This window comes from Micromonospora sp. WMMD723 (assembly GCF_049863385.1).
GTDB classification, from domain to species: domain Bacteria; phylum Actinomycetota; class Actinomycetes; order Mycobacteriales; family Micromonosporaceae; genus Micromonospora; species Micromonospora wenchangensis.
The window spans coordinates 6,284,547-6,296,065 of the sequence record NZ_JBMKNR010000001.1 but is presented as its reverse complement, the minus strand read 5'-3'; the positions used below and the strand labels follow the sequence as shown (position 1 = coordinate 6,296,065).

Below are 11,519 nucleotides of genomic sequence, written 5' to 3'. Positions count from 1 at the left end.
CCCAACGACTGCGGAGGACGATGCAGTGACCAGCGCGACCCGGACCGACGAGTTCGACCCCTTCTCGCCCGAGTCCATGGACGACCCGTACCCCGCCTACGCCGAGCTGCTGCGCGCCGAGGAGCCGCTGTACCTGGCCCAGCGCGACATGTGGCTGGTGATCCGCTACGAGCACGTCCGGTTGGCGGCGAAGAACCACGCCGGCCTGTCCTCGGCCGACGGGATCGCCTACCACCGTTCGACGCTGCCGGTGCTCTTCGGGCTCGACCAGCCGGACCACACCCGGCTGCGCGCCCTGATCCGGCACGACTTCTCCCCGCGCGGGGTGCAGTTCTGGCGGCCGTTCATCGAGCGGGTCTGCGGCGACCTGCTCGACGAGGCCGTGGCCACCGGCGACATCGACCTCGTCCAGCAGGCGATCATCCTGCAACCGGTGAAGGTGATCACCACCATCGTCGGGGTGCCCGACGACAACCTCGCCAAGCTCAAGCTCACCGCCGGCGTGCTGGAGAGCTTCATCGCCAACGCGAAGGTCGGCGAGGACGCCCCGGAGGACCCGGACGAGAACGCGCTGCGGTTGCAGGCCGCGAAGGCGGCGTTGTCGTCGGTCGCCGGCCTCTCCGGCTACCTGGGCAACCTGCTCACCCGGCGGCGCGACGAGCCGGCCCGCGACGACGTGGTGTCGAAGCTGTTCGCCGCCGCGGCCACCGGCGGGGTGACCGAGAACGAGATCCTCTGGTTGTGCCTCACCCTGCTGGTCGGCGGGCAGGAGACGATGACCCACTTCCTGGGCAACATGCTCGACGCGCTGCTCAACCACCCCGACCAGCTCCGCCTGGTCCGCGAGCGGCCGGAGCTGATCGGGCCGACGATCGAGGAGACCGCCCGGTTCTACCCGCCGGTGCAGAACGTCTTCCGCACCGCCACGACCGACGTGGTGGTCGGCAACACCACCATCCCGCAGGGCGCCCGGGTGGAGCTGTCGTTCGCCGCCGGCAACCGGGACCCGCGCAAGTTCCCCGACCCGAACGACTACCGGATCGACCGGGTGACCGACGGCCACCTCGGCTTCGGGGCGGGCATCCACACCTGCGTCGGCGCGCACCTGGCCCGCCTGCAGGCCACCACGTTCCTGCGGATGCTGCTCGAACGCACCGACGACATCGAACTCATCGGTGAGCTGGTCAAGGTCGCCAGTCCGGCGTTCCGGGGGCTCGACCACCTGCCGCTGCGGCTGACACCGAGGTCCTCCGGCCCGTTCGCGCGGGCGTAGCGGGTACGAGGACCGTGGAAAGGGGGAACGGGTGACCGACACCGGCACCAGCGCGGGCACACTCAGCCTGACGTTCACCGGCCAGGGGGCCGGCACCGGGCCGCTGACCTGGGCACAGAGCGTCATGTGGGGGCCGATGCAGTGGTTCGGCAAGGAGGCGAACCAGTTCAACATCGGGCGGGCCCTGGTGCTGCCCGAACCGGTCGCCCCGGACCGGCTGACCGCCGTGCTGCGGCACCTGGTCGAGACGCACCAGACCCTGCGGACCCGGTACGTGAAGCGGGCCGACGGGCCCCGCCAGGAGGTCGCCGCCACCGGGACGTACGAGGTGGTGGCGGTCGCCGACCAGGGCGACCCGGCCCGGGTCGGTGACGAGCTGGTCGCCACCCTGACCGAGGCGGCGTTCGACCACGAGGCGCAGTGGCCGTTGCGGGTCGGCTGCGCCCGGGACCGGGCCGGCCGGATCAGCGCCGTCGCCCTCGTCGGCTCCCACCTGGCGTTCGACGGCTGGGCCTTCACCACCCTCACCGACGTGCTGCTCGACCGGCTCACCGGGGCGGACCCCGACGCGTCGCCGTCAGGCGAGACCGCGCCGTCGGACCACACCGCGTCGTCGGCCGGCCGGGTGCCGCAGCCGTTGGCGCAGGCCGCCTTCCAGCAGTCGGCGGCCGGCCGGCAGACCAGCCGGCTGGGGCTGCGGCACTGGGAGCAGGGGCTGTCGGTCGCGCCGGCCTCCATGTTCGACCTGCCGACCACGCCGACCGGCGACCAGCCCATCGAACGGCACCTGCTGGACTCCACGGCGGTCACCGCGGCGGCGACCGCGCTGGCCACCCGGACCCGCACCTCGTTCTCGACGGTGCTGCTCGGCCTGACCACCCTGATCCTGAGCGCCTACAACGGGCACCGCACCGCCGTGTTCAAGCTGATCGCCGGCAACCGGCTGGACCGGGACAGCCGCGACCTGATCGCCCTGAACACCCTGGACGCCCTGCTGGTCCACCGGGTCGACGACGACGTCGACCTGCTCACCGCGATCCGGAACCTGCACCGGCCGGCGTTCGACGCGTACCGGCGGGCCCAGTGCGACCCGACCGAGGTGCGCCGGGTGGTCGAGCGGGTCGGCCGGCGGCGCGGGGTGGCGTTCGACCTGTCCGCCTACTTCAACAACGGGCACCGGGGCAGCGACTGGGCCACGCCCGACCCGGACCCGGGGCCGGACCGGCTCGCCGTGCTGCGCCGGGACTCCCGTTACTCCCGGCTGGAGCCGCTGTCCAGGAGCGACATGAGGTTCTACGTCGCCGCCAGCAACCTGGGCGACGGCCGGTGCCGGCTCGGCCTGCTGGTCGACACGGCGTACCTGCCGGGGGCGCTCGGCGAGACCATCATCCGGGGGATCGAGACGCTGCTGTGCGACGCGGTCACCGGGGAGGTGCGGGTCGCCGAGATCGCCGGGCGGATCGGCCTGACCCCGGCCCGCCGGGGGGCCGACTGGGTGTCCACCCCGACCGGCTGGGTCCGTCCGCAGGCGGTGGCGGACCTGGTCGGCGAGGTGGCCGGGGGTGCCCCCGCGGCGGCCCTCGTCGACCCGACGGGCGACGGCGGGGTGACGGTGTACGTGGCCGCCTCCGAGGGCTCGCCGCGGGAACTGCACCGGCGGGTCCTCGACGCGCTGCCCGGTCGGCCCGGGGTGGCCGCGCCGGCCGGGTACGTGATCTGCCGGTCCGCGCCGCCCGCCGGGGCCGGACCGGACGCCTGGCGGGACGCGCCGGTGCTCGCCCGGGGACCGGGCCGCGATGCGTAGGGCGGCGGGCGGGTCACCGGATGCCGTGGACGGATGCCGGGCGTCGATGGTGACTGATAGTGTTCTATCGGTCGTTCGGTGGCGGGAGAACGGAGCCGGGGCGCGATGCTGGGGGGCGACGGCGAGATGATGACCGACGACGTCGTCATCACCGGGATCGGCGCCGTCACGCCGCTCGGTCTCGACCGCGACAGCACCTGGCAGGCCCTGCTCGCCGGCAAGTCGGGCGTCGGCCCGGTCACCGCCTTCGACGCCGGCGCGCTGCCCACCCGGATCGCCGCCGAGGTGCGCGGCTTCGAGCCGGCCGAGCACTTCACCGGCAAGCAACTGCGGCGGATGGCCCGGTTCAGCCAGTTCGCGGTGGTCGCCTCGCGCGAGGCGGTCGCCGACGCCGGGCTCACCGTCGACGCCGGCAACGCCGCCCGGGTCGGCGTGGTGGTCAACGCCGCGGTCGCCGGCTTCGACACCGTCGAGGCCACCGTACGTGGGCTGCTCGCCCCCGAGCCGACCGCGCCCCTGTCGCACTTCGTGCCGTCCTCGCTGACCAACATGCCGGCGTGCGAGGTGGCCATCGAGGTGGGCGCGCACGGGCCGGTCAACGCCAGCGCGCTGGCGTGCGCCAGTGGCGCGTACGCGCTGCTCGACGCCCGCCGGTTGATCCTGTCCGGGGAGGCCGACGTGGTCATCTGCGGCGGCACCGACGCGGCGATCACCCCGGCCATGTTCGCCGGCCTGGTGAGCATGGGGGCGATGTCCCAGCGCAACGACGACCCGACCGGCGCGAGCCGGCCCTTCGCCGCCGACCGGGACGGCTTCGTCTTCGGCGAGGGGGCGGTGATCCTGGTGCTGGAGTCCGCCGCGCACGCCCGTCGCCGGGGTGCCACCCCGTACGCGACCGTCGCCGGAGGCGCGCTGACCAGCGACGCCTTCCACGTCAGCGCCCCCCGTCCCGGCGGGGTGTTCGCCGCCGAGGCGATCCGGCAGGCGCTCGACCGGTCCGGCGTCCGCCCCGACGAGGTCGACTACATCTGCGCCCACGGCACCTCGACGAAGGCCAACGACCTGACCGAGACGGTCGCCATCCGGGCGGCCCTCGGGGCGGCGGCCGACCGGGTCGCCGTCAGCGCGCCCAAGTCGATGCTCGGGCACCTGATCGGCGCGGCGGGCGCCCTCGGCGCGATGGTGTGCGCCCTGGCGATCCGCGAGGGCGTCGTCCCGCCGACGGTCAACCTGCACCAGCCCGATCCCGACTGCGACCTGGACTACGTGCCCCACCAGGCCCGGGAGACGCCGGTGCGGGCGGCGCTCACCAACGCCTTCGGCTTCGGCGGGCAGAACTGCGTCGTCGTGTTCACCGATACCCCGTCGCGAGGAGAGTCCGGATGACCGCGCAGTTCCCGCTGATCCCCACCGACCACCCCACCCCGCCGCAGACCCGGGAGGAGATCCTCGCCGACCCGGGTTTCGGCCGCTACTTCACCGACCACATGGCCACCGCCGTGTGGTCGGCCGACGCCGGCTGGCACGACCACCGGGTGGGCGCGCTGGAGCCGTTCACCATGCACCCCGGCGCGGCGGTCCTGCACTACGCGCAGGAGATCCTCGAGGGGCTCAAGGCGTTCCGGCACGCCGACGGCAGCATCTGGCTGTTCCGCCCGGAGCTCAACGCGCGCCGGTTCGCCGCGTCGGCCCGCCGGATGGTCCTGCCGGAGCTGGACGAGGAGACCTTCGTCGAGAGCGTCGCCGCGCTGGTCCGCGCCGACGAGGCGTGGGTTCCGCCGTACGGCGGTGAGCAGAACCTCTACCTGCGCCCGTTCATGTTCGCCTCGGAGGCGTTCCTCGGGGTGCGTCCCGCCCAGCACGTCACCTACTGCGTGCTGGCCTGCCCGGCCGGGTCGTACTTCCCCAACGGGGTCACCGGCGTCACGCTCTGGGTCAGCACCACCTACAGCCGGGCCTCGATCGGTGGCACGGGTGCGGCCAAGTGCGGCGGCAACTACGCGGCCAGCCTCGCCCCGCAGCGGGAGGCCCTCGGCCACGGCTGCGAGCAGGTGCTCTACCTGGGCGGCGAGGGGCGGCGCAGCATCGACGAGTCGGGCACCATGAACGTCTTCTTCGTCACCCGCGACCACCAGCTGCTCACCCCCGGCCTGGGCACCATCCTCGACGGGGTGACCCGCGACAGTGTGCTGACCCTCGCCGCCGAGCACGGGCTGGAGCCGGTGCAGCGCACCATCGACCTGGACGAGATGCGCACCGGGTTCGCCGACGGGTCGATGACCGAGGCGTTCGCGGCCGGTACGGCGGCGGTGATCACGCCGATCGTCGGGCTCAAGAGCGACGAGTTCGCCCTCACCATCGGCGACGGGGCACCGGGCAAGTACACCCAGCAGTTCCGGGAGCGGCTGCTCGACATCCAGACCGGCCGGGCCGCCGACCCCCACGGCTGGATGCGCCGGGTGCTGTAGTGCCCGCCCCGATCGCGGTCGTCGGGATGGCGGTCCGCGCGCCCGGCGGCGTGTCGAGCCCCGACGCGTACTGGTCGGCGCTCCTCGCCGGCCGGGACCTCACCGGCGAGCTGCCCGACGACCGCCGGGCCGGGTTCGGCACGCAGTGGGACGGCATGGTCACCCGGGGTGGCTACCTCGACGCCGTGTTCGACTTCGACGCGAAGTTCTTCGGCATCTCGCCCCGGGAGGCCCGGGTCCTCGACCCGCAGCACCGGCTGCTGCTGGAGGTGGTCTGGGAGGCGTTCGAGGACGCCGCGATCCCGGTCGCCAGCGTGGCCGGGGGCACCGGGGTCTTCGTCGGGGTGACCGGCCGGGACTACCGGCAGTGGCTGACCGGGGACCCGAACTCGTACTGGACGATCGGCAACGGGCACAGCTTCACCGCCGGGCGGGTCGCGTACACCCTGGGGTTGCAGGGGCCGGTGTTCGCGCTGGACACGGCCTGCTCGTCGTCGCTGGTGGCGGTGCACACGGCGGCGCGGGCGCTGTCGGCGGGTGACTGTGACGCGGCGGTCGCCGGCGGGGTCAACCTGATCCTCGCCCCGAGCACCACCCGGTCGGTGGCGCAGACCGGGGCGTTGTCGCCGGACGGCCGGTCGCGTCCGTTCGACGCCGACGCCAACGGGTTCGTCAGGGGTGAGGGCTGCGCGATGCTGCTGCTCAAGCGGCTGGCCGACGCGCAGCGCGACGGTGACCGGGTGCTCGCGGTGCTGCGCGGCACCGGGATCAACCACGACGGCCGGACGGCGACGTTCACCACGCCGAACGTGGCGGCCCAGGCCGGGTTGATCGACGCGGTGCTGGCCGCCGCCGGGATCACCCCCGGCGAGGTCGGCTACCACGAGGCGCACGGCACCGGGACCCCGCTGGGTGACCCGGCCGAGATGTCGGCGGTCGCGGCGGCACTGGGCCGTGCCGACGGCCCGCCGCTGCACGTGGGTTCGGTGAAGGGCAACATCGGCCACACCGAGTCCGCCGCCGGGGTGCTCGGGCTGGTGAAGGCGGTGCTCTGCCTGCAGCGGCGCACGATCGCCCCGCAGGCCAACTTCCGCACCCTCAACCCGCGCATCGACCTCACCGGCACCGGCATCGAGATCCCGGTCGCCCCGGTCGACTGGGATGACCGGTTCGGGGCCTGCGCGTCGACCAGTTCGTACGGGATGAGCGGCACGAACGCCTTCGCGGTGCTGTCGCCCGCCCCGCCGGTGCCGCCGGCCGTGCCGCCGCCGGTGGACGGGTTCCCGGTGTCGGCGGCCACCGGGCCGGCGCTGGCCGCGTTGGCCCGCCGCTACGCCGACCGGCTGGCCGGCCTGCCGGCGGCGGACTTCCCGGCGTTCGCCGGCACCGCCGCCGGGGGACGGACCCGGCTGGCGCACGCGGTGTGGGTGCGGGCGTCCGGCCCGACGCAGGCGGCCGAGGCACTGACCGCGGTGGCCGCCGGCACGGACCACCCGGACGTACGGGTGCTCGGCGCGGACGATCCGCTGCCGTCGCCGAAGGGCCGGGTGGTGGCCCCGCTACCGACCTACCCGTGGCAGCGGCGCACCCACGTGGTGGATCGCCCGGACTGAGGGTCCCGCTGCCCCGGCCGCCGGATGGACCGGTGGGTCAGCTACCGGCCCGGACGGCCTGCTCGGCGCGCAGGGCCGCCCGGGTGGCCCGCGACGGCAGCGCGAAGTGCAGGGTGGACGCGGCCACCAGCGTGCCCCGACGGTCGCTGGCGCGGGCCTCCACCACCGCCGACCGGCTGGCCAGTTTGATCACCTCGGCGGTGACCCGCAGCTCGCCGGGCTCGGCGGGTTCGAGGAAGCTGATGCTGCTGTGCGCCAGCACCATTGCCGGCGCCGGGCCGATCAGCACGGTGACCGCGACGAAGCCGGTCAGGTCCATCGCCCAGAACATCGCCGGCCCGGAGATCGTGCCGTCGAGGCGGAGTTCGAGGCAGTCGGGGCCGGTCACCGAGACGACCCGCCCGTCGTCGACCGACTCCAGGCGCAGGCGCTCGGCGCCGGAGATGACCTCGGCGAGCCAGGCCCGCGCCTCATCGACCGACATCACAGCTCGGCTAGGCATGGACGCCACTATAGGCGAAGACCGGGTAGCGCTCCGTCCCTACCTGATCACCCTGGCGTACCGGATTCACCACCCGGACGCCCCGCCCGCCGGATCGTCCACCGTGGACCCGGCCGCCGGGCCGCCCGGGTTCGGACGGCCCGGCGGGCAGCGGTCACTCCAGTACGAACGTGGCCTCGGCGTTACCGGTGGCGTCGGTGACGGTCCGCAGGTAGAGCAGGCCGTTGCTGTGGCGCAGGTACTGGCCGGGATAGTTGACGGCCTCGTACGACACCCCGGCGGCGTTGGACAGGCCGGGCCGCTGCACGAAGCTGGCGTCGGCGCGGTACGTCGACGACGCGTCGTCCCGCTCGACCCACACCTCCCAGTTGCGGTGCCGCAGGTAGTAACCCGGGAAGTTGGTGGACTCCAGGGAGACCGTGGTGCCGCCGGCCAGGCCGGGCACCAGGCGGAACTGCGAGTCGGCGAGGTTGGTCACGTTCGCCTCCAGCCGGGCCCGGTACTCCCAGTGCCGGACGAACCGGTCGGGCAGGTTGTCCGACCGCAGCCGGACCGGGGTGGCCCCGTCGGGCACCGGGATGCCGAAGTTCGGGGTGCCGTCGGCGTTCCAGTAGACCTTCTGGATGCGGGTGCGCCGGTTGGGGTCGCGCAGCGGGTCACCGCTGATGTCCCGGTAGTTGCGGTCGTGGTAGACGAGGATGTCGCTCTGCCCGTCCTCGGAGACGGTGAACGAGTTGTGCCCCGGCCCCCACTGGCCGGTCGCGGCGTTGCTGGTGAAGACCGGCTGCGGCGACTTCACCCAGGAGGAGGCCCGGAGCAGGTCGCTGCCCGCCGAGGCGGTCAGCATCCCGAGGCAGTAGTTGGCGTCGGTCGCGCTCGCCGAGTAGGTCAGGAAGATCCTGCCGTTGCGTTGCAGCACGGTCGGTCCCTCGTTGACCTTCACCCCGCCGCGCATCTCCCAGTCCAGGGTGGGCACGGCGATCCGGGTGGGGGAGCCGCTGAGCGTCCACGGGTTCGCCATCCGGGCGATGTAGAGGTTGGAGTTGGTGGCGATGCCCGGCTCGGCCTGCGCCCAGATCAGGTAGCGCACCCCGTTGGTGACGAACGTCGACGCGTCCAGCGCGAAGGTCTCCCAGGGGGTACGGATCTGCCCCTTCTCGGCCCAGCTCGCGGTCAGCGGGTTCGCCCCGGTGCCCTCCAGGACGTACATCCGGATCGCCCAGACGTTGTCGGTGGCGCCGGCGGCGAAGTAGACGTACCAGCGGCCGTCGATGAAGTGGATCTCCGGGGCCCAGATGTGCGCGCCCATGATGCCGCTGGTGTGCCGCCGCCAGATGACGGTCTCCGGGGCGGTGGACAGGCCCTGGAGGGTGGTGGCCCGGCGCAGCACGATCCGGTCGTACTCGGGGGCGGTGGCGGTCATGTAGTAGTAGCCGTCGGTGTGCCGCACGATGTGCGGGTCGGCGCGCTGCGCGACCAGCGGGTTGCTGGCCCGCACGGCGGGGGCCGCCCCGGCCGGGGCGGCGGCGGTCAGCAGGCCGGCCAGCAGGGCCAGCACGAGCAGCGCCGCCGTCCGGGCCCGGCCGGGACGGCGGCCGGGCCGCGGGGCGGTGCGGGGTGTGGTGGTGCGGGTGGCGGTGGTGGGCGGGACCGCCGACCGGGGGTCGGGTGAGGCGGACATGCGGTGCTCCTGTCGGGGGTGGGGGATACGCCTCGCCGGCCGACCACGGGGGTGGTCGGCCGGCGAGGGGGACGGGTCCTACGACTTGGCCAGGTCGAACTTCCGGACGGTCACCGCGCCACCGAGGGAGCTGGTGGCGTAGTTGAACATGGCGAACCGGTAGCCCATGAAGAACTGCCAGGCGTTGTTGAGGGTGAACGCGGGGCCGAGCGAGGTGAAGTTCACCCCGTCGGTGCTGTACGAGAAGCGGGCCTGTCGACCCGAGCCGGGACTGATGTCGGCGTTGATCCGCAGCCAGATCTTACCGCCGGAGATGCCGGCCCCGGCGACCTCGGTGCCGGTGTTGGTGGTGTTCCAGTTGCTGTCCATGGTCAGGTTGTTGACCACGGCGACCCGGGTCGCGCCGTTGTCCCGCCGCACGCCGATCCAGGCCGACTGGTCGCGCAGCATCGCCAGGCCGCTGCGGTCACCGTCGCGCATGGTGGAGTAGTCGAGTTCGATGGTGGCGGTGGACCTCGGTCCCTGGATGCGGTGGGTCAGCGTGTTGCGCGCGGAGTAGAGGTCGTTGGTCACGGTCGCGGTCTGCAGCCGCAGCCCGTCGTTGACCGACCACTTCGAGTTGTCCGGGTTGTGGTTCCACTCGTACTGCGGGCCGAGTGTGGTGCCGGCGAAGGTGTCGGTGCCGATCATGGGTTTGACCTGGCGTGGTGGCCGGGGCACGTTCGGGTACGGGTACGAGCCGCCCCAGGCGTTGTTGACGAGCTGGATCACCGGCCAGCCGCTGGAGTTCCAGGTGACCGGGGCGAGCACCGGCACCCGGCCGCCGGGGTAGGCGTCCTGGAAGCCCATGTAGTACCAGTCGCCGTTCTGCGTCTGCACCAGACCACCCTGGTGCGGCACGCCGCCGCCGGAGATCGGTCCGGGCAGGTTCAGCAGCACCTGCTGCATCGTGTACGGCCCGAACGGGCTGGACGCCTTGAGGATGTACTGACCGTTGGCCGGCCGGGTCAGGAAGATGTAGTAGCTGCCGTTGCGCTTGTAGAACCGGGCCCCCTCCAGGGTGCCCACGCTCGACGGGGTGGTGAACACCTGCTGCGAGCGGACCTGGGTCTTCCCGTCGGCGGAGAGCTGGGCGACGCTGATGTTCGTGTTGCCGTACGCCACGTACATGGTGTCGTTGTCGTCGACGAGCAGACCCGCGTCGTAGTAGCAGCTGTTGAGGGTGGTGTGCCGGGTCCACGGCCCCTCGGCCGACGGCGCGGTGTAGATGTAGGTCTTGCTGAAGTCGACGCAACCGCCCCAGTAGAACGTCTTGTTGCTCTTGCGGTAGCCCAGGAACGACGCCCAGATCCCGTCGACGTACGCCCGGCCGCCGGACATGTCGTACTTCTGGCCGAAGTCCAGCTTGGGCACCGAGTGGCCGGCGAACTCCCAGTTGACCAGGTCGTAGGAGCGCAGCACCGGCGCACCGGGGGAGTAGTGCATGGTCGACGCCGAGTAGTAGTAGGTGTCGTCGACCCGCAGGATGTCGATGTCGGCGAAGTCCTGCCAGATCACCGGGTTGCTGAAGGTGGACGACGGCGGCCACGGGCCCGTCGTGGGCGGCGGGGTGGTCGGCGGCGGCGTGGTCGGTGGGGGTGTGGTCGGCGGCGGCGTGGTGGGCGGTGGCGTGGTCGGCGGTGGCGTGGTGGGCGGCGGGGTGGTCGTGCCGCCGGTGCAGGTGGTGCCGTTGAGGGTGAAGCTCGTCGGCTTCGGGTTGCTGCCGTTCCACGAGCCGTTGAAGCCGAACGACACGGTGGCGCCGGTGCCGATCGTGGCGTTGTAGCTGACGTTGCGGGCGGTGACCTGCGCGCCGGACTGGGTGACGGTGGCGTTCCACGCCTGGGTGACCTGTTGCCCGGCCCCGTACGACCAGGTCAGGGTCCAGCCGTCGATCGGGTCGCCCAGGTTGGTGATGGCGACGTTCGCGCCGAAGCCGCCGCCCCACTCGGACGAGACGGTGTAGTCGACCGCGCAGCCGGCCGCCGCGGCCTGGGCCGGTAGGGCGACCGCCGTTGCGGCGGCGATCAGGCCGGCGGCCAGGAGCACCCGGCCCGGTCCTGTTCTGGTGAGTCGCATTCGGTACTCCTACTGGGGGTGGTGGGAGTCGGTGGTGGGAAGACGTCCGGCACCGGTGCG

8 protein-coding genes are annotated in these 11,519 nt (G+C 72.9%); 5 read left to right on the top strand and 3 right to left on the bottom strand.

Features of this window, described 5'->3' with window-relative positions:
* Window positions 1-25 precede the first annotated feature (25 nt).
* The 5 genes from ACN261_RS27415 (at window position 26) to ACN261_RS27395 (ending at window position 7,158) form a co-directional block, all read left to right on the top strand.
* Window positions 26-1,273 carry a cytochrome P450 gene (locus tag ACN261_RS27415; protein ID WP_204923093.1) on the top strand — a complete coding sequence of 416 codons (1,248 nt, stop codon included), beginning with the start codon at window positions 26-28 and terminating at the stop codon, window positions 1,271-1,273.
* A 31-nt stretch (window positions 1,274-1,304) separates the two neighbouring features.
* On the top strand, window positions 1,305-3,077 hold the full coding sequence (locus ACN261_RS27410) for a condensation domain-containing protein (protein WP_425852887.1): 1,773 nt from the start codon (window positions 1,305-1,307) through the stop codon (window positions 3,075-3,077).
* A 78-nt stretch (window positions 3,078-3,155) separates the two neighbouring features.
* On the top strand, window positions 3,156-4,463 hold the full coding sequence (gene fabF / locus ACN261_RS27405) for a beta-ketoacyl-ACP synthase II (protein WP_425852885.1): 1,308 nt from the start codon (window positions 3,156-3,158) through the stop codon (window positions 4,461-4,463).
* Window positions 4,460-5,545 carry a branched-chain amino acid aminotransferase gene (locus tag ACN261_RS27400; RefSeq protein WP_425852883.1) on the top strand — a complete coding sequence of 362 codons (1,086 nt, stop codon included), beginning with the start codon at window positions 4,460-4,462 and terminating at the stop codon, window positions 5,543-5,545. The genes fabF and ACN261_RS27400 overlap by 4 nt, the downstream gene beginning before the upstream one ends.
* Entirely contained in the window at window positions 5,545-7,158 is a 1,614-nt protein-coding gene (locus ACN261_RS27395; RefSeq protein WP_421482536.1) for a polyketide synthase, read from the top strand. Before ACN261_RS27400 ends, ACN261_RS27395 begins: the two co-directional genes overlap by 1 nt.
* 37 nt (window positions 7,159-7,195) lie before the next feature.
* Here ACN261_RS27395 and ACN261_RS27390 read toward each other — a convergent pair whose 3' ends face one another.
* The 3 genes from ACN261_RS27390 to ACN261_RS27380 form a co-directional block, all read right to left on the bottom strand.
* The gene (locus ACN261_RS27390; protein ID WP_421482535.1) at window positions 7,196-7,660 is read right to left on the bottom strand and encodes a PaaI family thioesterase; all 465 of its coding nucleotides are present in this window, start codon (window positions 7,658-7,660) and stop codon (window positions 7,196-7,198) included.
* 154 nt (window positions 7,661-7,814) lie between these two features.
* Entirely contained in the window at window positions 7,815-9,341 is a 1,527-nt protein-coding gene (locus ACN261_RS27385; protein ID WP_425852880.1) for a family 43 glycosylhydrolase, read from the bottom strand.
* A 78-nt stretch (window positions 9,342-9,419) separates the two neighbouring features.
* Window positions 9,420-11,459 (bottom strand): family 43 glycosylhydrolase, encoded by a 2,040-nt coding sequence (locus ACN261_RS27380; protein WP_425852878.1) that lies wholly within the window; start codon window positions 11,457-11,459, stop codon window positions 9,420-9,422.
* Window positions 11,460-11,519: the final 60 nt, after the last annotated feature.

Excerpts from the sequence above, each read along its gene's own strand:
- ACN261_RS27385 (WP_425852880.1), bottom strand. The coding sequence starts at position 9,341 with ATGTCCGCCTCACCCGACCCCCGGTCGGCGGTCCCGCCCACCACCGCC.
- ACN261_RS27380 (WP_425852878.1), bottom strand. The coding sequence starts at position 11,459 with ATGCGACTCACCAGAACAGGACCGGGCCGGGTGCTCCTGGCCGCCGGC.
- ACN261_RS27390 (WP_421482535.1), bottom strand. The coding sequence starts at position 7,660 with ATGCCTAGCCGAGCTGTGATGTCGGTCGATGAGGCGCGGGCCTGGCTC.
- ACN261_RS27400 (WP_425852883.1), top strand. The coding sequence starts at position 4,460 with ATGACCGCGCAGTTCCCGCTGATCCCCACCGACCACCCCACCCCGCCG.